The organism is Acetatifactor aquisgranensis (genome assembly GCF_943193215.1).
GTDB lineage: Bacteria > Bacillota > Clostridia > Lachnospirales > Lachnospiraceae > Acetatifactor > Acetatifactor aquisgranensis.
On record NZ_CALPDH010000005.1, the window covers coordinates 38,797 to 59,772 of the forward strand.

Here is a 20,976-nt window from a genome sequence, read left to right on the forward strand (position 1 = left end):
GGAAAAAAGGTCAGGTCTCCCCGCGGCATAAGGCGGTGGAATATAGTTTCAGGAAGAGAAAGGAAGAGCAAAATGTCTGCAATGAGTGAAAGGGTAGAGCTTTCGTCAGAAGTCCGGCAGCGCATCCGGTCCATGCACGATTCGAAGATCTACTACAATGACGAGAAACTGAAGCGTTACGGCGGCCATATCGACATCGACGACCATGGCTTCATCTGCTTCGACGAGCTGGAGTTTGCTCCAGAGACCCACGAGGACGGCATGGTTTACGGCTGCGGCATGATCGGCCGGAACCTGCGGCGGTTCATGAACGCCATTCCGGCCTACATCCATCCGGACAGCGCCCTGGCCGGCGCCTGGGCCGGTGTGTTCCAGCGCTTCGCCAATATCGGGCTGCGCCCCGGGGACGAAGCCCCGGCAGAGTTGAAAGCAATCTATGAGAAGTATGACATCCATCAAAACGGCGTGGGAGCCATGAACCACTTAGGCCCCGACATGACCATCGGTCTGCGCCTCGGCTGGAGGGGGCTGCTGGACAAAATCCGCTATTACAGAGAGTTCAACGCCCCGGCGGACACGGATTTCTATGACGGCGAGGAAGAGCTGGTGCTGGGCATGCTGGAGTATGTCAGGCGCCATGCGGACTATGCAAGGGAGATGGCCGCTCAGGCGGAGGATGCGTTCCATCGGAACAACTATCAGGAAATCGCGAAAATCAACGAGAACCTGCTGGAGGCGCCGCCCCGCACTTTCAGGGAGGCCTGCCAGTTCCTGGCCCATTTCCAGAGCGTGGACAGGACTTATTATGCCGGAGGCGCCCTGGGGCAGATCGACGAGCTGCTCCGTCCCTATTATGAAAAAGAGTCCAAAGCAGGCACCCTGTCGGATGAGGAGGCCATCTGGATCGTGGCAAGTCTGCTGTACAATGATACCCATTACTGTCAGGTGGGAGGACAGATTCCGGACGGCAGTCGTGGTCTGACCAGCAGAATCTCCTATCTGATTCTTCAGGCCACCCATGAAATCCATATCCCCAACAACCTGGCAGTCCGGGTCTATGAGGGCATGGATGAGGAACTTCTGCGCCGGGCGGTGGAGTATATCCTGGAGGATGGTTCCGGCGTATGCTTCTCCCTGTCCAAGGGCTGCGAGGAGGGCTTTGCGAAGAACGGCCATCCTATGGAACTGGCGCGCATGCGGGCGAAAGTAGGCTGCAACTGGACGGCGCTGCCCGGCATCGAATATCCTCTCCAGGACGTCACCCGCCTGAACATGGCATTCGCATTGGTCCATGCTCTTGACGATTTGATGGCCGGGGAGGAGGAACCCAGCCTGGAGGGCCTGTGGGAACATTTCTGCCGCCATCTGCAGATTCTGGTGGACTGCAACAAGGACAGCTATGACTGGCACTATGAGGTGGTCTCCCGCAATACGCCGGAAATCGTCCTGAACCTGTTCTGCCACGGCCCCATCGAGCGGGGACTGAACTGTGCCCAGGGCGGCGTGGACATCATAGGCCTGAATGTGGACGGCATCGCTCTGGCTACTGTGGCGGATTCCTTTGCCGCCATCGAGGAGAGGGTGGTCAGGGAGAAGCGTCTGACCTGGCAGGAGATGTACGATGCGGTGAAGAGCGATTTTGCCGGAAAGGAGAATATCCGGCTGATGCTGAACAGCATATCGCGTTTCGGCGCGCCGGATTCCCTCGCAGAAAAATGGGCCATCCGCACCAGGGATACCTATGTACAGATGGTGACGTCCAGCCCTACCCCGAAGCATCACCTGAAAGTCATTCCCGGCATGTTCTCCCACGGCGACGTGTATTACTATGGAGAGAAGCTGCCCGCCACGCCCAACGGCCGCCATGCCGGGGATCCGATTTCCCATTCCACCGAGCCTGATCCGGGATTTGCAAAGGGCATCGCCAGTTTCTCGCCTACGCTGAAAGCCAACGCTGTGGCCAAGACCCAGCCGGGCTATGGCAACTCCGCGCCCCTGCACCTGGACATCGATACCGATATGCTGGGCAGGGAGGGCGGCGCGGATACCCTGATGGCCCTGATTCATGCCCATGAGCAGATGGGAGGCACTCTGATCAACTTAAACTGCATTACAAAGGAGCAGATCAGGCGGGCCCACGCAGACCCTGCCAGCGAACCGGATCTGGTAGTGCGCGTCACGGGATATTCCGCTTTCTTTGCCTCCCTGTCCAGGGAATACAGGCAGCAGATCGTGGACCGTTACCTTACGGCGGAGGAGCAGAAAGTGTAAGGAATCTGCCTCAACAGGCAGCGAATTATAAGCGATTATATTCAGGGCATTCGGAAGAACTGCAGAAGAGCTTCCAAATGCCCTTTTCAAAATGGGTTTTTAAAGGATGACGGCATAACGTTTAAAAAAATTGACAGCCACGAGGTCAAAGACAAGCAGGACGAAGATGAAAAGGAACAGTACAGGGTCGCTAATAAGGAGAAATATCCACATGCCATTTATAATGATTTAGTGGATATCCTTGCGAAAGCCGAAACCGGAATAGATTTCGGCCTATATTTAGAAATCAGGCGGAATAATGGCAATTGCTACCGGCATCAATATGACATATGCGGATGATAGGAGATCAGGTTATGAAGAAAATGATTTACGCGGTAAAAAGAGGGAGAAAGACCGGAATTTTTAATGAATGGTTGAAATGCTCCGAGCAGACAAATAAGTATCCGAATTCGAAATTTCGCCGTTTTGAATATCGGAGCGAGCTTGAGAATGAGGCGGAAGATGTGCCCGGCAGCCTGCGGTATGCCATAAAAGAAGCGGAAGAATATCTGGGGGATTTGGTGTATCTGGGTGAGAGAGCCGACTGTCTGGAAGATGCGAGCTGGAAAGAAGACGGCTTTTTGCCTTTCGGTGACGAGTCTGAAGCAGATAACCCGGAGTCTTTTTCTGATATGAGAGAGCAGGAGGAAGAAGAGGATAATGAAGAAGAATACGGCAAATGGTTAGCCGGTAACAGAAACGCTCTTGATGTGCCGGTGGGATACTGGAAGACGGCGGAAGACATGTCGCGGTATGTTTCTATCATAAAAGAGTCAGAGAGCGAAAATGCCAGAACATCCGCGGCAGAGAAACTCAGGAAAGAGCTGAAGATATGTCTTTCAGATGTAAATCTGAGCAGGCTGACTGCTGTTTACCGTGACAAAGAGGCAAAAAATGCTCTTGGATATGACGCGCCTGCCGTATCAGCTTTTGTGGCGCAGATGCTGCGGGCATACCCAAAGCCGGAATTATCAGAAATTGAGGACGTGGAAGAGGAGCCTTCCATGCGGGAGCTTTTGATGCAGGCCGGAGCCGTGGAAAGCGAACTGCGGGATAAGGTTGTCGGACAGGACGCGGCCATTGAGAAGCTGAGAGCGGCCTACTTTGACAGGGAATTGACAGTCCGGCTGCAGCCGGACAAGGGAGGACCCAAAAGCGTATATCTTTTAGCCGGACCTCCGGGCGTGGGGAAGACTTTCATGGCACAGCAGTTTGCTTTTAAATTGGGATTTCCTTTCAGGCGGTTTGATATGTCAGGATATTCCAATAGGGAAGCCATACAGGAATTGGTTGGTTTTGCGTCGACATGGAAGGATTCTGAACCGGGCATACTTACCGAGATTGTGTCTAAACATCCGAGATGCGTCCTTTTGTTTGATGAAATAGAAAAAGCGCATATCAGCGTCATACGACTGTTTTTACAGATTTTGGATGATGGATTCTGTGAGGATAAATATAATAAACGGGATGTATCGTTTAAAAAATCCATCATTTTCTTTACCACCAATGCGGGCAGACAGCTTTACGGTGCCGCACGGAATGAAAACCTTACACTGCTTTCGGATAAGGTAATAATCGATGCGCTGGAGAAGGATAAGGATCTGGAAACAAAACAGCCCTTTTTTCCTCCGGAAATACTTTCAAGAATGTCTTCGCACACAGTCATCATGCTGAATCATTTAAAGGCAGATGCAATTTATGAGCTGGTGGAGAATGATATCAAGAACCGGCTGATAAAAATAAAAAAGAAATATGGCTGTGAATTAGCGTGAGGAGAAGAAAATCTGGCCCGGACCGTATTATATTCCATGGGCGGAAGCGCAGATGCCAGAAATGCCTCCAAAGCGGCGGGCAAGCTCATCAGTAAGGAAATGTATGAACTGTTGAAACTGGCAGAGGAAGAACAGGGGCTGGATGAGAGCGGAATTGTCAGAAGAATCGAATGGAGATGCGATTTTGAAGATACCGCGGAGGAAATCAGAGACTTCTATTTCGGGGAAAAGAACTGTGTCATTCCTGTCTTCGGGACAGTGGAACATGCGCCGACTGAAAAGATGAAAAATAACAATGTAAACGTGAGGAACATTGCGGATATCAGAGGGTTCATGGAAATAATCCGTAAAGAAAATGTTCTTTTCGCAGTTGTCGATTACATACATGGTCTTGAAAATGCGGAAAACGAGCTGGATGTTGAGGATGTCAGGACGATTGGACGGGATGTTTTCTTAAGGCTCCGAGAGGAAGATAAAGAAGTTCCGGTGTATATTTTAGACGGAATCCGTGGACATTACTATACGGAAAAAGAAAAGAATGCTCTTATGAAAAAAGGGGCCGCGGGATTTATCGAGAGCAAGAGGTTTGGAAAACAGCTGGAGAGAACCTACATGGATGTATGCTGCCGGGTGGTGATGGAGACATTGACAGAGAGGCATCAGGTCCTGACGTATGGAACCAAAAGAGAATTTGACACGAAAGCCAATGTGGGAAGTATCATTTTCTGCGATTTCAAGTTAGAAACAGCGGTGGAGTCCGAGGATAAGTCTGCGATGCTGTCCGATGATTTGCGTCCGAATAAAAGCTGGAATGATATTTTTGTGTCAAAGGATCTCAAAAGGGAGCTTGAATTTTTCATTCAATATCTCCGGAAACCTAAGGAGTATAAGAAAGCAGGCGTGAAGCCGAAAGGAGTTCTGCTGTATGGCCCTCCGGGAACCGGAAAGACTCTTCTGGCAAAAGTCGCGGCCGCGGAATCAGGGGTGAATTTCCTGTCCGTCAGCGCAAGCGAGTTGTTTAACGGAGGCCCTGAGAAAGTACAGGATGAATTTCGTATTGCGAGAAAATATGCACCTGCCATCCTGTTCATTGATGAAATTGAGGCCATAGGTACAAAACGGGAATACTCAGCGGTGCCGAATCCGATCCTGAACGCGTTGCTGGTCGAGATGGATGGATTTATCAGCAGGGATGACAAGCCGGTATTTGTCATGGCGGCTACGAATTATATAGAAAAAATTGACTTTGCTCTCATACGTCGTTTTGACAGGTTGTTCGAGATGGGCACTTTGGATGAAAAAGAAAGGAAGCTGCAGCTGGAGAGACTCATTAAAAAGCAGAGCGACAGGTTTGATATCTCGGATGAAATGGTGAAAAGCATTGTTGACAGGTCTAGGGGATTGGCTCCGGCAAAACTCGAGAAAGTAGTCGAGGCAGCTTTGCGGGAGGGAATCCGGTCAGGCCAGGTCATTAAGGACGACTTGTTTGATGAGATATTCGAGAGATGTATTCTGGGGGAGGAAAGGGTTGACAGGTCTCCCGGAGAGAGGGCGCGCACCGCGTATCATGAGGCAGGGCATGTCCTGATTGAGCTCTACTATGGCAGGACGCCTACTTATATGAGCATTGTGGCAAGAGGGAATCACGGAGGATATACGCAATTTGGAACAGAGGGATGGGATTCGACCCAAAAATATTATCTGGAGAGGATCAGTGCTGCATTAGGAGGCAGAGCTGCCGAAATGGTATATAAATATGGCCTGACATCCGGTGCGGCCTCCGATTTAGATAGTGCTAAGGAGATTGCTGCGAATATGGTGTGTAAGTTCGGAATGTATGAAGAAGAAATCGGTTTGGCCGTGATTGAAGCAGAAGAACTTAAATATAACCAAAAGGCAAAAGAGCTCATCAACCGAATTTTATCAGAACAGTTGGAGGAGGCAATAAACATAATTGAAGCGAATAAAGATGCGATGGAACGTCTGGTGAAAGCGGTCATGGAGAATGGGAAGAAGTATCTGACCAAGAAAGAAATCCTGGAGGCGGCAGGCGGGCTGAATAGAAAGTAAAATTTCCGCCTTTCATACAATAGTAGTGTGGAGAATAAAATAGATAATCTATCGTAGGGGCATTTAGAAGATCGTAGGAGAACTTCTGAATGCCCCCTTTTGAAATATCTGATTGTGGAATAGTGCTGGCAGGGGTATAATAAATACAGGAATTGAATGTGGAGGTGAACGGAGTGCTGTCGGATGAGATGAGAGAGGAATTGGTACAGGGCCTGACGGATATCTTTAGAAATAACATTTCCATGATTATTTTATACGGCTCAGCGGCGAGGGGCAATGCGACACAGGAGAGCGATATTGATATTGCGATTGTTGTGAGGAGCCAGATGGATGATGCGACAAGGAGGCGCTTCTTAAGTTGGGCTGCCGACATGGACATTCGATATGAAAGAGTTTTTTCAATCGTGGATATACAGGAGACCAATATGAAGAAATGGGAGGATGTACTTCCTTTTTATAAAAATGTGAAAAAGGAGGGAATCATTTTATGGAAAGCAGCCTGAAAGACTGGCGGGTTACCGATTGGCAAGAGCCAGGGAAATGCTGTCGGCATCGGAAAGCAACTTGGAGATAGGGCAGTATAAAACATCTCTGAACAGGTCTTATTATGCAGTTTTTCATGCAATGCGTTCAGCTAATGCTCTGAAGAATTTTGACTCATCCAAGCACTCAGGGGTGATAGCATATTTTACAAAAGAATATTTGAAGGCGGTTATCATAAAAGAGAGTTCGTTTTGTAGAGAAAAATCTGATTATGATGATTTCTATGTGGCAGGAAGAACTGAGGCAGAAGAAGGGGTGGTTCAGGAGATGCCGGGGAGTGAATAACGCTTTTCTGCAGTCTCTGCTGTCCGATGACCTGAAAGGGATGAATGCCTATATGAACAAGATTGCCCTTCAGACCTTCAGCTATTTTGACATGGGGACGAATCTTTCGGAACAGGAGCCGGAACGGTTCTACCACGGTTTTGTGCTGGGGATGATGGTGGAGTTGTCCGACAGATATGTTCTGACCTCTAATCGCGAAAGCGGCTTTGGCAGGTATGATGTGATGCTGGAGCCGAGACAGGATAAAGGAGCCTCTGATGCTTTGCCTTTGGATGCCGTCAAAAATAATTGCGGAAGAGATGCAATTATCATAGAGTTTAAGGTGCTGGATCCGGACGAAGAGGAGGAACTGGCTGATACGGTGCGGGAAGCGCTGAACCAGATTGAGAAGAAGCAGTATGAGGCCGTATTGCGGGCAAGGGGGATTCCCTCAGAGCGAATCAGAAAGTATGGCTTTGCATTCTGCGGGAAAAGGGTTCTGATTGGGAAAGAGAAAACATAGGATTCTGTCATACCTCTTCGGGATATTTCATACAATAGTAAAAAATATCCCACGGGGGTATTCCTTTGAAGGATTATATCGAAGAGCGTGCCGTCAGCATCGCTAACTATATCATCGACAGCAACGCAACAGTCAGACAGACCGCCAAGGCTTTCGGGGTAAGTAAGAGCACGGTACATAAGGACGTGACAGAGCGTCTCATGCAGGTAAATCCGGCCTTGGCGTCAGAGGCCAGAAAGGTGCTGGACCTGAACAAGTCCGAACGCCATATCAGGGGAGGGCTTGCCACGAAAGAGAAATATCTGCACCAGCAGGGCGGCGCGATGTAGCTGCCCAGGCTGCACATCCGCTGGAAATGAGAGAAAACGGAATAAGGAAAGTGAAGAATCCATCGGCAGACAAAGTAATCTGCAGATGGATTTTCATTTTGGCCTCATCTCAGAATCCGCCTGCCGGGAGCCGTATGTCTTGAAGCCGGGAAATATCTGTGATAAAATCAAATAAAAACGCAGAGGGAACCTGGTGGAAATGGAGGCGGGATATGCACATAGACAGAGAGGACATGCTGGAAATTACCAGAAGGATGACAGTTTCAAGGAATTGCTTCGGCAGGATAGCGGGTGCCTATATGGACGAGGAAGGCTATGTGGACGGCACTTTCAATACCCACTTTCTGAAGTTGACCGCCGCGGAGCGGACCAGGAATCTGAAGATAGCCAAAGCCATCCCCTTTTCCGATACAAATGTGGAACTGAAAAATTTCCGCTTTCATCCCGGAGACAGAAAGCCGGGAAGCATCTGGCAGCTGCTCATGGCATTGCGGGAGTGCGAATTGAAAAACGACGCGCTGCTGCTTAACCTGTATGAGTATCTCGGGGAGCGGTACCAGCCGGGTTTCCCATACTGTATCTATGTGTTTCAGGGGAACTATGATGTGCCCGTGAAGCGCAGCGACAAGGCGGAGCAGTGGGAGTCGGAGGAGGTATACAGTTTCCTGGTCTGCGCAGTATGTCCTGTGAGCGGGGATTACGAGGCAGGGATGCCGGACTGGGGATTTTTGTTCCCGGCTTTCAGCAACAGAAGCACGGATGTGGAGGGAATCAATATCTACTCGCCGGAGGGGAGACAGGAGGAGCTGGCCGGATTATTTATAAAATAGGGAGATGTCAGAAGCCCGCCGGGCAGAAAGTTAAGCTTCACGGCGGGCCTTTCCGTTCTTTCAGGGCTCAGGTTCCCATTACATCTTCTGTATAGTACTGTGCCTGTGCATGCCACAGCTCATGGTATATGCCATTCTCATCGGCAATCAACGCCCCATGGCTGCCTGTCTGCACGATGCTGCCGGCATCGAACACTGCAATCTTGTCGCAGAAGCGGCAGGAGGCCAGTCTGTGGCTGATATAGATGGCCGTTTTGTCCCCGGCGATTTCATTGAAGCTGCTGTAGATTTCATACTCGGAAACCGGGTCAAGGGCAGCCGTGGGCTCGTCTAAAATCAAGAAAGGCGCGTCCTTGTAGAGGGCTCTGGCCAGGGCTATTTTCTGCCCTTCGCCGCCCGATATCTCGATGCCGTTTTCATCGAATTCTTTGTACAGATAGCTCTCCGTGCCCTCCGGCATGGCTGCCAGGCGCTCCCCGAAGCCTGCCCTTTCCAGGCACTGCATGGCCCTTTTTCTGTCATATTCGGGGCTGACGGCCACGTTCTGCCCCAGGCGGAAAGCGAAGAGCTTAAAGTCCTGGAACACGATGGAGAAGATGGACATATATTCATCGTAGTCGTACTTTTTGATATTGACCCCATTCAACAGAATCTCTCCCTCCGTAGGATCGTAGAGGCGGCACATGAGCTTGATGAAAGTGGTCTTGCCGCTGCCGTTCTTGCCTACGATGGCCAGTTTCTCCCCTATCTTGAATTTCAGGTTCACATGGCGCAGGGCATAGGTGTCGGTATTGGGATATCGGAAAGACACGTCACGGAATTCCACAAAGTACTCGTTGTCATCCCGTTTCTCCACAGTCAGGGAGCCCTGATACATGGGATTGGGGATGTCCAGATAGGAGAAATAGCGCTTTAAGTAGGTATGGTTCACCAGAGCCCTCTGGACATTTGCCACAGCTTCGGAGGCAGCGGTGAGCAGCAGCATGACGCAGGACACATAGCGGGCGATGGAGCCTACGGTAATCTGGCCGCAAAGCGCCGCGTAGAGGAGTATCATGTAGACACAGAACCGCAGGACATGGTTCATGGCCTCATCCGCCGCTTTCAGAATGGCCTGCTTCCGGCACATTTCCAGAGAGTGCCGGTGGTATTCCGTCATAGTGTCCGTAATGAGGGCCAGCAGGCCGTCGGACATGCCATAGAGGCGGATATCCTTGCCGCTGCTGTAGTGGCCGATATAGTCATAGTATTTCCCGTTAAAGACATTCATGTGGACGGCAACGTTCATGAAGTGGCTGAACATGCTCTCGCTTTTCCTGGAGGTGAGCGCCCCGCACAGAATGGTGAGCAGGATGCCGCCCACGAACCCCAGCTTCACCAGGAAAGGGATCCCCTCCAGAAAGAAGAAAGACAGGGTCAAGGAAAGGGAGGCGAGGATTCTGGTCACGCTGAAGACGAGCTTCTCCGTAGAGGACGTCAGATACCACAGGTCGTAGCCTGTCTGGGATTCCATAGCGATTCTTTTCCGCAGAAGCGTCACCTCCGGATCCTCGATGGAGGCATAGGCCATCTGCATGGCTTTCTCAGAGAAAGCCCACTGCTCGCTTAAGTATAACTCATTGTCGGCAATGTCCCGCTTGGAGATTAGATAGGCGCTTGCGAGACTCATCAGGAAAACGATTCCCACCGTGAGGGCTACATAGAGCGCCAGCGTCTGCACAGGCTGCCTTTCATAAAGCGCATCTATGAGCCGTGCCGAAAAGTAGATAGGCACATAGGGCAGCAGGCTCTGGAGGAATGCGTTCAGTATAAGGCATGTGGCATAGGCCCTGCTCAGGGAAAAGAGATGGCGTATGGCCCTCTTGGAAATCTGGATATGTTCTGATAATGTCATAAATATACCCTCCCGCGCACTATAATGCGCTCATATAAATTCGTAACATTTTATTCATAATAGCTGTACAGGACAATAGAAATAAGATGGTGCCTAGAACTCCTTCTCACACTTGTACCAGCAGCTTTGCTTTTCATAGAGGCTCGCATATTCGCCTCCCAGAGCTACCAGTTCCTGATGGGTTCCCTCCTCCGTGATCCGCCCGTCTTTCAGATAGAGGATTCTGTCGCAGAACTGGGTGGAGGCCAGTCTGTGGGAGATGAACAGGGATGTCTTGGACTTTGTCATTTCCTGATACTGCAGATAGATCTGGTTCTCGGCGATGGGGTCCAGGGCCGCGGTAGGCTCATCCAGCACCAGGATGGGCGCGTCCTTGTAGAGGGCCCTGGCCAGCATCAGTTTCTGGGCTTCGCCGCCGGAGAGATCGATGCCGTCCGCATAGAGCTGTTTGTCCAGCCTGGTGTGGATGCCCTGGGGGAGGGAGGAGAGCTTTTCGCCCAGCCCCGCCAGCTTCATGCACTCTTCGGCCCGGGTAAAGTCCGTGCTGCCCCTGATTTGTCCGGAGACTGTCTCCGCCAGGGTAAAGAACCCGGTCTGCACATCCTGGAACACGGGAGAGAACAGGCGGTAATAGTCTTTCCGGCGGAATTTCCGGAAAGAGACGCCGTTTATTTTGATGTCGCCCTCTGTGGGCAGGTAAAGTCCGCACAGGAGTTTTACCAGGGTGGTCTTGCCCGCGCCGTTTAAGCCTACCAGAGCCACTTTCTCGCCGGGCTTCACGGTCAGCTCTAAGTCTGTCAGGGTGTCGGTTTCGGCGCCCTTATAGCGAAAAGAGACATGCTCGAAAGTGATTTCGGGGGCGCTGTGGAGATAGGGCTCTGCGTCTGTCTCCCCGGTGCCGTCCTGCTCCGGCAGATCCAGATACTGGCGGAAATCGCAGAGGTTCAGGCTGGTGGAGCGGATGCCGCTCCACTCGGTCATGATATTGCCGATGAAAGAGGCGAACATGGAGATAGCCGAGAAGTACAGGAGGAATCTGTCCACGGTAAGCTCTCCCTGAAGCGTCATTTCGATTAGCAGCGCGTAGGCGGCGCCGTCCCGCAGCAGGATGACGAGCAGGTCTGCTATCCGGGAGAGGAAGCTTCTCCAGACAAGCTGTCGGTTCCAGAAAGAGCGCTGGGAGCACAGGTCGGAGTAGACCTGCCTGAACCATCCGGCGCAGCCATAGATGCGGATGTCCTTGCCTGCCCTGAAATCGGCGGTCTCGCCCTGGACATACCACAGCCTGCGGTCGATGTCGGTCCATTTATCGCGGTGGGCGTACTCCCAGTTCCGGTAGGCTCTGGCGCAGAGCCAGTTGACTATGGGAGCGATGGTCAGAATCGGCACCAGCAGGGGACTGACGAAAGAAATCACCGATCCGAACAGGAGATAGCAGAGGACATTCTCTATCAGCTTCATGCTTCGTCTGGGCACGTCTGCCACAGGCAGCACTCCGTTCCACCGTTGTGTGGCCCTGGCGGCTCTGTCGCTTAAGTCCCGGATATCCTTGCTCTCGTAGTCCTGGAAAAAGCAGGTCATGGACTTCCTGTCCGAATCCACGTTTTTGTAGAAACTATATTCTGACAGGTAATAGGTTTCGGAGAGCTTCTCGCAAAAGGTGCGCAGTGCGCTTGCCAGGAGCATCACCGCGATGACCAGGCCTACCCTGAGGGCCATATGGCGCAGGGAGGCCCCTCCTGTGACCAGGGCCACCGCAAGGGAGGGAAGATAGACCTCCGTGTAGGAGAGGCATACGCTCAGCGGCACCTCCAGCGCCATCAGGAGAAAGCATACGGGCGCTTTCCTGAGGATTTCCCGGAAGCTCCAGAGGGCGTTGTCCAGGGTGGAACGGTAGGGCCTGACTTTTGTTTTTCTGTTTTCTTTCATATGTGTCGTCTCCTGTCTTTTGATTCTGCGATTGCTGTACGGTTTTTCGCGGGCAGATCTGCCGGATGATTTTGGGCTGTCCGGGAAAAGGCGCTGTGGCAGTTTGTTTCTTTTATTTTATCGCAGAATGGCGCGGAATAACAGACTGTGCACGAATTGCTTTTGACAGGGCACGAATTGCCTTTTGTAACTTTGTAAGTTTATCCCGGCGGAGCTGGCGAGGCTGCATGAGATGGTGATGGAAGTGAAGGCTGACAGGGAAGTGGGGCTTGCGTATATGAAATCCTGGGAATCCGAAAAGCGCATAAAAGAGAAGAAAAAGGCAGAGGCCATATATACCCAGACAGATATGGATGTGCTGAACCAGTGGCTGCTGCTGGCGGCAGGGGCAGGGAACGTGGAGGAATTCATCAATGGCATGCATTCCGGGACAGGCCGGTGCCCAAAAACGGTGGAATAGGGGCGGCAAAGGGCGAACTTATTCTATGGCCGGAACCAGGAACTCGGAGGTGAAAGCCCCATCCTCGCTGTTGTATTTGCACCAGCCGCCGTGCTCTTTCAGGATGGCATCCGCCCGGCGCAGACCGAAGCCGTGGAGGCCTTCTTTGCGGGAGGAGAACAGGCGGCCTTTCTTGGAGAGCCTGGCTCCGGCGGAGTTCAGCATGGAAAAGTAGAGCATTTTGCCTTTCATGCCTATGAAGAGGCGCAGGAACCGTTCGCCTTCCGCGGCGCAGCAGGCTTCGATGGCATTGTCCAGGAGGTTTCCCACCAGGATGCTGAGTTCCAGGTCGGAGAGCAGGAGGTGGTCGGGGACATTGGCTTTCACGTTGACGGCGATGCCTGCCCCCTTGGCCTGGGCGATTTTAGCGGACAGGATGGCGTCCAGGGACACGTTTCCGGTCTTTAACAGAGTGTCCACATTCATGAGCTGACGGTCAAGCTGTTCGATGTAGGCCAGGGCCCTTTTGGTCTCGCCGGCCTCCAGCTGGCCTTTCAGGGTCTGGAGGTGGTGGTGGAAGTCGTGCTTGTAGCCGCGCATCTCCTGATAGATGCTCTGTACCTCGCCCAAGTGCTGCCTGGATTGTTCTGTCTGGTATTCTGTGAGCTTTAGATAGGTTTTCTTTCTCATATTATGCTCCAATGGCTTTCGGTGTCCTTTCGGGACTGGGGCGGGTTCTTTGCTTTGGGGGTGGATTCCTGCGCCTTAATTCCTTCGGATGAAAGCTTCGTTGATTTCGTCATATTTTCCCCTTGCCAGAGGGAGCTCAATGGAATGCTTTTCTTCCATGTCCCAATCCAGTGAGACGCTGGTGCGGGAAATCCGGGTGATGTGCTTCAGGGAGACCAGGTAGGACCGGTGGATGCGGAAGAAGTCGGCGCTGAGTTTTTTCTCAAAGGCCGAGATGCTTTCCTTTATCCTGTACTCCTGCGGGCCCGGGTTGGCTGTAATCGTTTTATGGGGGATTCCTGAGCCTTGCCGCATGAAGGGGCTGCCGGATGCGTTGTAACCCCCCGGACTGTCGTAGGAGGAGACACGCCCGGATGCATGGGGGACTGTATGGATGGATATATAGTGCAGGAAAGATTCCACATACAGGATGTCCGCCTCATACAGCTTGATGGTTTTTCCCTGGCAGCTGATGATCAGGGAGGGCGGCTCTGTGGACAGCCTGTCCACAGCTTTCGTCAGGACAGCGTACAGCTTTTCCTCTGCCACGGGTTTTGTCAGGTAATGCAGGGCATCCACTTCGTAGCCTTCGCTGATGAATTCAAAGTGGGAGGTGACGAAGAGGATTTCTACATGCCTGTCTTCTTTTCGGATGCGCCTGGCCAGCTCCATTCCCGAGATATCTTTCATCTCGATGTCCAGTATGAGGATATCGCAGGCGCTGTCCTCCTCATAGGCGAAGAGGAACGCCTCCGCGGAGGGAAATGTGCGCACATCCAAAGAAAGCCCGGAACGGCCGGCCCACTTGGAGAGGAGGCTGGTCAGGGACAGGAGCTGTTCTTCTTCATCGTCGCATACAGCGATACGGAAAGCCATGAAGTCACCGCCTTTCGGGAAGTTTCGTGCCTATTCATTGTAGCACATTCTTCCCGGGGCGGCAATGCGGAGATTTCCGGGCTTCCAGGGCCATGTTGAACCCGCCGCCCGGGGATTTTTCCAGGAAACTGCTATATCACTTGACGCTGGTCAATGTCAAGGGGACGAATCTTTGATTTTAAGTGTATCAATTTGCCTTTTTCAACTGGCAGAATCTTGCAATTCGCTTTCATCTATTATACAATATACTGCATAATGCTGAATACTGTCTCATGTAATCGTGGGATTGGACCAGTCAGCGTTATGCAGTCCGGTCTCGCGGCAAGTGAAATCGTTAAGCAGTATAGGTTCCGTGAAATACGGCTGTAGCAGAAAATACGAGTAGGAAGGGCATGCCATATTGTGGAAAATCCTGGAACAGGGGCGTGGAGATATGTATCGGATTATGATTGTAGAGGATGATTTTTCGATGGCGGAGGCTATGGAGAAGCAGATTAAAAGTTGGGGGAACGAGTGCCTGTGCGTCAGGGATTTCCAGAATATCATTCCCGCTTTTGCGGAATATGACCCTCATATGGTGCTGATGGATATCATGCTGCCTTTCTTTAACGGCTACCACTGGTGCAGCGAGATTCGCAGAATTTCCAATGTGCCGGTGGTGTTCATCTCCTCGGCCTCCGACAATATGAACATTGTCATGGCCATGAACATGGGCGGGGACGACTTCATCCCAAAGCCGGTGGATTTGCAGGTGATGACCGCCAAGATACAGGCTCTGCTGCGCAGGACTTACGATATGGCCGGGAAAGTCCCGATGCTGGAGCACAGGGGGGCTGTGCTGAACTTGAACAGTGCTTCCCTGACCTATGAGGGGGAGCGGATTGAACTGACGAAGAACGAGTTCCGCATTCTGCAGACGCTGATGGAGAACAAAGGAAAAGTGGTCAGCCGGGACACGCTGATGACCAGGCTGTGGCAGATGGATTCCTATGTGGAGGAGAACACCCTGACGGTGAACGTGACCAGGCTGCGGAAGAAGCTGGAGGGCGCGGGGCTTGCGGATTTCATTGCCACGAAAGTAGGACAAGGGTATATTGTGGAGTAAAGCGGGCATTCTCTGCTTTTTGGAGCAACTTGGGAGGAAACGGGTTAAAGGTGAGGAGAGAAAGGAATGGAAACAGCAAATACGCTGCTGGAAAATTTGGACAGGCTGCACACAACTGACCTGGGGAGTATGAGGATTCGCAGTTCGGATGAAACGTTAGGGAGACGTGGATGAAAGAAGAAAAATGGTATCAAATTCTGGTCAGATTTTTATGGCAATACAGAAAGACAGGGATGATGTTCCTTGTATATTGCCTTATCTTTCTGGCCATTTTTTCCCTGTATAATCTGGAATTGGAAGCGGTGATGTATGCGGCAGGGCTTTGCTGTCTGCTTACGGCAGTGCTGCTGGCGGGCAGGTTTCGCAATTATCTCATGGAACATCGGGAGAGGCGCAGAATCCTGGAAAATGTGGAGATTCTGCTGGATGAACTGCCAAATCCCGCAACGCTTGCGGAGGAAGATTATCAGGAGATGCTGCGGAAACTGAATGCGGTATTTAGTGAAAATTTAAATGGCTGGCAGAATGAACGCAGGGAGAGCATGGACTACTACACCACATGGGTGCACCAGATCAAGACGCCTATCTCCGTCATGCGCATGAGGCTGCAGGGAGAGGATACGGAAGAACACAGGGAGCTTCTGGCGGAGCTGTTCCGGGTGGAGCAGTATGTGGAGATGGCGCTGAACTGGATGCGCCTGGGCAGCGATTCCACGGATTTTCTGTTCCGGGAGTATGAACTGGACAGCATAGTCAGGCAGGCAATCCGCAAGTATGCCCCGCAGTTCATCAGGCGGCGGATTGGGATAAAGTATGAGCCTGCGGATGTAAAAGTGCTGACGGACGAGAAGTGGCTGCTGTTCATCATCGAGCAGATTCTGTCCAATGCGGTGAAGTATACCCCGCAGGGAAGCGTGACCATCCGGGTGACGCCGGAGAAAGTGCTGGAGATTGCGGACACCGGTATCGGCATCGCGCCGGAGGATGTGCCCAGGATATTCGAGAAGGGATTTACGGGATACAATGGCCGGACGGACAAGAAATCCACAGGACTCGGACTTTATCTGTGCCGTCTGACTGCGGAGAAACTGTCACATAAAATCAGCGTGGAGTCTGCGGTGGGCGTGGGGACAACGGTTTCCATCGATTTGCATTCGGATACGCTTTGGGTGGAGTGAAGGCTTGTACGGATAGATTCTTTGCTGATACGTGTGATTCCTGTGAGGAATGTCCTGCCCGGGCAGGGATTGGTCTTGAAAGTGGCGTTGAACATGCTGCGGATGGACTGTACCATCTGCCCCCGGTACCCGCCCGCATACGTCTCCTGCATGGGAGTGTCATATCATCCTGAAGAAGATGGCTATATTCTGCATTATTCTGTCCCGCGAGGATTCATAGGTATTGCCCTTGACGGTGGCAAAACCCAGGAAAATCACAGCAATCAGGAAAGCTTTGCCTTACAAAAATGTCACATCGTCAGTAGAAAATGTCACCCATTTCGATGTTGGATTCTTCTATCCTTTGGTATAATGTTCCCATAAACATAAAACAGTGCTAAAAATCAGACCTGAAATAAAGTTAGGAGGATCAGAAACCATGGCATTATTAGAGGCACAAAGCCTTAAGAAAATCTACACCACCCGCTTCGGCGGCAACCAGGTGCAGGCGCTCGCCAATGTGTCCTTTGACCTGGAGGAGGGAGAGTATGTGGCCATCATGGGAGAGTCCGGATCGGGCAAGACCACGCTGCTCAACATCCTGGCGGCTCTCGACAAACCCACCAGCGGCCAGGTGCTGCTGGGAGGCAAGAGCCTTTCCGGGATAAAGGAGAAGGAACTGGCGGCTTTCCGGCGCAATAATCTGGGGTTCGTGTTCCAGGATTTCAACCTGTTGGACAATTTTTCCGTAAAGGACAATATCTTTCTGCCCCTGGTGCTGGGCGGGAAAGAATACAGAGAGATGGAAGAGCGGCTGCAGCCCATTGCCCGGAAACTGGGCATCCAGGAGCTCCTGGAGAAATACCCCTACGAAATCTCCGGCGGCCAGAAGCAGCGGGTGGCAGTGGCCAGGGCCCTGATCACCAACCCCCAGCTGGTGCTGGCGGACGAACCCACAGGGGCGCTGGACTCCCGGGCCACGGACAGCCTGCTGCGGATTTTCAACGAAATCAACGAGGACGGCCAGACCGTCCTCATGGTGACCCACTCCACAAAGGCGGCCAGCCACGCGGGCAGGGTGCTGTTCATCAAGGACGGCGAGGTGTTCCACCAGATTTACAAAGGGAACAGCACCAACGAGCAGTTCTACCAGAAGATTTCAGACACCCTGACGCTGTTGGCCACCGGAAACATGAAAGGGGCCTGAGGCCGAACCTGAATCTGTATAATGCTGCGTTGCGGAGTCGAAAACAGAGGCATGAAGAGAGGTTATGAAATGAAAAGAAGCTTTTATCTGAAATTAGCATCAGACAATATGAGGAAAAACGGTAAAACGTACACACCGTATCTCGTCACCTGTATCCTCACGGTGGCCATCTACTACATCGTCAAGTCCCTGTCCCTGAATCCGGGGCTGGGCAACATGGTAGGCTCCACTTACCTGAACGAGACCATGTTCCTGGGAAGCTGTGTCATAGGAATCTTCGCGTTCATATTCCTGTTCTACACCAACAGTTTCCTGATGAAGCGCAGGAAAAAGGAATTCGGCGTGTTCAATATATTAGGCATGGAGAAAAAGCATATTTCCAGGGTGCTGGCCTGGGAGAGCGTCTATACGGCCCTGATCAGCCTGGTTTTAGGCCTGGGGCTGGGGATAGCCCTGGACAAGGCCATGTACCTTGTGATCAACAAAGTGCTGGGCGGGGAAAGCCCCTTTGGCTTTTTCCTGTCCTTTGAGGCCATCCGGGGCACGTTCGCTCTGTTCGCGGTGATTTTCCTGCTGATCTGCCTCCGGGCCGTGAGGCAGATCCATATAACGGATCCCATCGCGCTGCTGCGGGCGGGGAATGTGGGGGAGAAGGAGCCGAGGACGAAGTGGTTCCTGGCGCTGGCCGGAGTGCTGGTGCTGGCGGGGGGCTACTATATCGCCTTGACTGTGAAAAATCCCATCGCTTCCCTGGTGCTGTTCTTCGTGGCGGTGATCCTGGTCATCGTTGGGACGTATCTGCTCTTTACCGCCGGGAGCATCGCGCTTTTGAAGAGCCTTCGGAAGAACAAGAGGTATTATTACCGGACGAAGCATTTCGTCAGCGTGTCCGGCATGATCTACCGCATGAAGCAGAATGCGGTGGGGCTGGCCAACATCTGTATCCTGTCCACCATGGTGCTGGTGATGGTGTCTTCCACCACCTCCCTGATGGTGGGGATGGAGGGCGCCATCGGGCAGCGCTATCCGGCGGATGTCATGGTGTATTTCTCGCCCGGCGGCCCGGAGGGGAACCCAGAGGGCGTGGAGGCCGTCCGGACCCTGCGCCGGGAGCTGGGAGCGCAGGGGGAGCGGGAGACGGTGTATCGCTATCTGGCGTTTCCCACCCTGCGGGATGATGATGAATTTGTAGTCTCAAAGGCGTATGCCCTAGATGTCCTGGACGATATCAACAACCTGTTCCTGATCACCCTTGAGGATTACAATGCGTCCATGGGAGAGCAGAGGACGCTGGAGGATGGGGAGATTTTCCTGTACTCCAACCGGGGGGACTTCGATTCTCCCACCCTTCGGCTGATGGACAGGGAATACCGGGTGAAGGGGAGGCTGGACTCTTTTGTGGGGAACGGTATCGTGGCGGCGAATATAGCCAGCACATACTTCATCGTGGTTCCGGATGTGGACGCGCTCCAGGAGATTTATGAGGAGCAGAAGGCGATTCTGGAACAGTATGCAGGGGAGATCAGGCAGGTCTATGGCTTCGATATGGAGGCCGAAAGGGAGGAGCAGAATGCTTTCTGCAATGCCCTGCGGGAGCGGCTTTCCCAGAGCCAGATATCGGCTTCGGTGGAGGGGAAGGCGGAAGCCAGGACGTCTTTTTTAGGGGTGTACGGAGGGTTTTTCTTCATCGGTATCTTTCTGGGGACGCTCTTTGTCATTGCCACGGTGCTGATTATCTATTACAAACAGATTTCCGAAGGGTATGACGACAAGAATCGATTCGAAGTCATGCAGAAGGTGGGGATGAGCAGGGATGAGGTGAAGGCTTCCATCCATTCCCAGGTGCTGACGGTATTTTTCCTGCCCCTCATGGTGGCGGGGATTCATGTGGCGGCGGCTTTTCCCATGATTTCCAGGCTGCTGGAGCTGTTCAATATGCTGGACACGAGGCTGTATGTGGCCTGCACGGCAATCTGTTTCCTGGTGTTCGCGGGGATGTATGTGATGATTTACGGCCTGACGGCGAAGACTTACTACCGTATCGTCAGCAGATAGGCAAACGGCGCGGAGACAGGGGAAGGAGCGCAGGGCAGTTATGATGAGGCGAAAGATGCAAAGGGATATTGCTTTTGATTGGCGGCATCCGAAAGGGGAGAGGGTATCGGCGGCTGCCTGACTTCTGGCGGCTGTCTTAGGCCTGCCGGTTTATGAAAAGCAAGATGGAACCTGGATTCGGGAGAATTGGGAAACGATGGAAATTAAACTTTATTTCGATATTATAAATATGAAATCAAGAAGATTAAGGAGGAAACAAATGATGAGTGAGAGAGAAAAAGTAAAGGAAATGAGGAAAAGGAAGCTGAAACGCGCCATTATCCTGGGGCTGTTTGCGGTGCTCCTCGTCAGACGGCACATCCGCCGCAGGAGGAAAAGAGATGGGGAAGCGGAATAGGGCGGCCGTCCTGCCGGGTGTTGTGCTGTCGCTTGTGCTGGTGATTTTGCCGCTGCTCACGGCTTGCGGCATCCGGAACATGGAGGCGGAAACATGCCTCGAATTTCTGGAGGGTCTGGCTTCAAATCTGGGAGCTTCCCAGATTACCGGGGACGGGGATCTGATGGGAGAGCGGGTCTGCGGGGACGATGCCTACACGGGAAGCTATCTGGCGGAATGCAATGGCGACACCGGGCGGGACGTGATATTCGGAGGCGGCTCCACAGAGTCCCGCAGGCTCCGGGTGTATGGGCGGATTCTGGCGGACAGGGGGCAGGCCGAGGTGAGAATCCGGATGAACGAAGCGGTGGTGGTGCTGGAGACGGACGAGGAGGGACGTTTTGAGACAGAGCTGCGCCTGAAAAGCGGTGGAAATTATATCATGGTGGACTATAAGGACTTTTCCGGCACCGTGGAGCTCAACAGCGTGTGCCTGCCGCCGGACTGGGACGGTAAAGACGCCCTGACGTTCAACCGGTAGTGGAATGAAGTAGAATCCCTTTCGATT

Annotated in this window: 19 protein-coding genes and 1 pseudogene; 16 read left to right on the forward strand and 4 right to left on the reverse strand. The window is 52.4% G+C overall.

Going from position 1 to position 20,976, the window contains the following annotated elements; genetic code table 11:
- The first annotated feature begins 72 nt into the window (after nt 1–72).
- The 8 genes and pseudogenes from NFS35_RS05760 to NFS35_RS05795 all read left to right on the forward strand — a co-directional run bounded on the left by NFS35_RS05760 (nt 73) and on the right by NFS35_RS05795 (nt 8,641).
- Nucleotides 73–2,271, forward strand: a complete 2,199-nt coding sequence (locus tag NFS35_RS05760) for a pyruvate formate lyase family protein (RefSeq protein WP_251206196.1) — start codon at nt 73–75, stop codon at nt 2,269–2,271.
- A 353-nt stretch (nt 2,272–2,624) separates the two neighbouring features.
- The gene (locus NFS35_RS05765) at nt 2,625–4,082 is read left to right on the forward strand and encodes a ribonuclease H1 domain-containing protein (protein WP_251206197.1); all 1,458 of its coding nucleotides are present in this window, start codon (nt 2,625–2,627) and stop codon (nt 4,080–4,082) included.
- A gap of 36 nt (nt 4,083–4,118) precedes the next feature.
- Nucleotides 4,119–6,152 carry an AAA family ATPase gene (locus NFS35_RS05770; protein ID WP_251206198.1) on the forward strand — a complete coding sequence of 678 codons (2,034 nt, stop codon included), beginning with the start codon at nt 4,119–4,121 and terminating at the stop codon, nt 6,150–6,152.
- 158 nt (nt 6,153–6,310) lie between these two features.
- A complete protein-coding gene (locus NFS35_RS05775) occupies nt 6,311–6,655 on the forward strand; it encodes a nucleotidyltransferase domain-containing protein (protein ID WP_251206199.1) in 345 nt (114 codons plus the stop codon).
- Nucleotides 6,656–6,692: 37 nt separating this feature from the next.
- The gene (locus NFS35_RS05780) at nt 6,693–6,980 is read left to right on the forward strand and encodes a HEPN domain-containing protein (protein WP_408629629.1); all 288 of its coding nucleotides are present in this window, start codon (nt 6,693–6,695) and stop codon (nt 6,978–6,980) included.
- Nucleotides 6,946–7,482 (forward strand): annotated as a pseudogene (locus NFS35_RS05785) (PD-(D/E)XK nuclease domain-containing protein); the annotation flags it as partial. The gene NFS35_RS05780 and the pseudogene NFS35_RS05785, both read left to right, overlap by 35 nt.
- A gap of 65 nt (nt 7,483–7,547) precedes the next feature.
- Nucleotides 7,548–7,811 (forward strand): sporulation transcriptional regulator SpoIIID, encoded by a 264-nt coding sequence (gene spoIIID / locus NFS35_RS05790; RefSeq protein WP_251206201.1) that lies wholly within the window; start codon nt 7,548–7,550, stop codon nt 7,809–7,811.
- Between the two features lie 212 nt (nt 7,812–8,023).
- Nucleotides 8,024–8,641, forward strand: a complete 618-nt coding sequence (locus tag NFS35_RS05795) for a DUF4317 family protein (RefSeq protein WP_251206202.1) — start codon at nt 8,024–8,026, stop codon at nt 8,639–8,641.
- A gap of 67 nt (nt 8,642–8,708) precedes the next feature.
- Here the strand turns inward: NFS35_RS05795 and NFS35_RS05800 are convergent, their stop codons facing one another.
- Both NFS35_RS05800 and NFS35_RS05805 read right to left on the reverse strand, forming a co-directional pair.
- On the reverse strand, nt 8,709–10,535 hold the full coding sequence (locus NFS35_RS05800; protein ID WP_251206203.1) for an ABC transporter ATP-binding protein: 1,827 nt from the start codon (nt 10,533–10,535) through the stop codon (nt 8,709–8,711).
- Between the two features lie 93 nt (nt 10,536–10,628).
- A complete protein-coding gene (locus NFS35_RS05805; RefSeq protein ID WP_251206204.1) occupies nt 10,629–12,464 on the reverse strand; it encodes an ABC transporter ATP-binding protein in 1,836 nt (611 codons plus the stop codon).
- Between the two features lie 238 nt (nt 12,465–12,702).
- Here NFS35_RS05805 and NFS35_RS05810 point away from each other — a divergent pair, with 238 nt between their 5' ends.
- Nucleotides 12,703–12,924, forward strand: coding sequence for a hypothetical protein (locus NFS35_RS05810; protein ID WP_251206205.1), 222 nt, complete (start codon nt 12,703–12,705; stop codon nt 12,922–12,924).
- A gap of 18 nt (nt 12,925–12,942) precedes the next feature.
- On the opposite strand, the gene NFS35_RS05815 is transcribed toward NFS35_RS05810, so the two are convergent.
- Together NFS35_RS05815 and NFS35_RS05820 are read right to left on the reverse strand one after the other, a co-directional pair.
- Nucleotides 12,943–13,593, reverse strand: coding sequence for a sensor histidine kinase (locus NFS35_RS05815; RefSeq protein ID WP_251206206.1), 651 nt, complete (start codon nt 13,591–13,593; stop codon nt 12,943–12,945).
- 75 nt (nt 13,594–13,668) lie between these two features.
- The gene (locus NFS35_RS05820; protein WP_251206207.1) at nt 13,669–14,508 is read right to left on the reverse strand and encodes a LytR/AlgR family response regulator transcription factor; all 840 of its coding nucleotides are present in this window, start codon (nt 14,506–14,508) and stop codon (nt 13,669–13,671) included.
- A 433-nt stretch (nt 14,509–14,941) separates the two neighbouring features.
- Between NFS35_RS05820 and NFS35_RS05825 the strand changes: the two genes are divergently transcribed.
- From NFS35_RS05825 to NFS35_RS05855, 7 genes are all read left to right on the forward strand, one after another.
- Nucleotides 14,942–15,613, forward strand: a complete 672-nt coding sequence (locus NFS35_RS05825) for a response regulator transcription factor (protein WP_251206208.1) — start codon at nt 14,942–14,944, stop codon at nt 15,611–15,613.
- Between the two features lie 66 nt (nt 15,614–15,679).
- Nucleotides 15,680–15,787: a DUF3781 domain-containing protein gene (locus NFS35_RS05830; protein WP_251206209.1), complete on the forward strand. Its 108-nt coding sequence runs from the start codon at nt 15,680–15,682 to the stop codon at nt 15,785–15,787.
- On the forward strand, nt 15,784–16,791 hold the full coding sequence (locus NFS35_RS05835; protein ID WP_251206210.1) for a sensor histidine kinase: 1,008 nt from the start codon (nt 15,784–15,786) through the stop codon (nt 16,789–16,791). The genes NFS35_RS05830 and NFS35_RS05835 overlap by 4 nt, the downstream gene beginning before the upstream one ends.
- A 418-nt stretch (nt 16,792–17,209) precedes the next feature.
- A complete protein-coding gene (locus NFS35_RS05840; RefSeq protein WP_251206211.1) occupies nt 17,210–17,977 on the forward strand; it encodes an ABC transporter ATP-binding protein in 768 nt (255 codons plus the stop codon).
- Between the two features lie 69 nt (nt 17,978–18,046).
- On the forward strand, nt 18,047–20,032 hold the full coding sequence (locus tag NFS35_RS05845; protein ID WP_251206212.1) for an ABC transporter permease: 1,986 nt from the start codon (nt 18,047–18,049) through the stop codon (nt 20,030–20,032).
- A 259-nt stretch (nt 20,033–20,291) separates the two neighbouring features.
- Complete coding sequence (locus tag NFS35_RS05850; RefSeq protein WP_251206213.1) at nt 20,292–20,429, forward strand: hypothetical protein; 138 nt, start codon at nt 20,292–20,294, stop codon at nt 20,427–20,429.
- Complete coding sequence (locus NFS35_RS05855; RefSeq protein WP_251206214.1) at nt 20,413–20,949, forward strand: hypothetical protein; 537 nt, start codon at nt 20,413–20,415, stop codon at nt 20,947–20,949. The genes NFS35_RS05850 and NFS35_RS05855 overlap by 17 nt, the downstream gene beginning before the upstream one ends.
- Nucleotides 20,950–20,976: the final 27 nt, after the last annotated feature.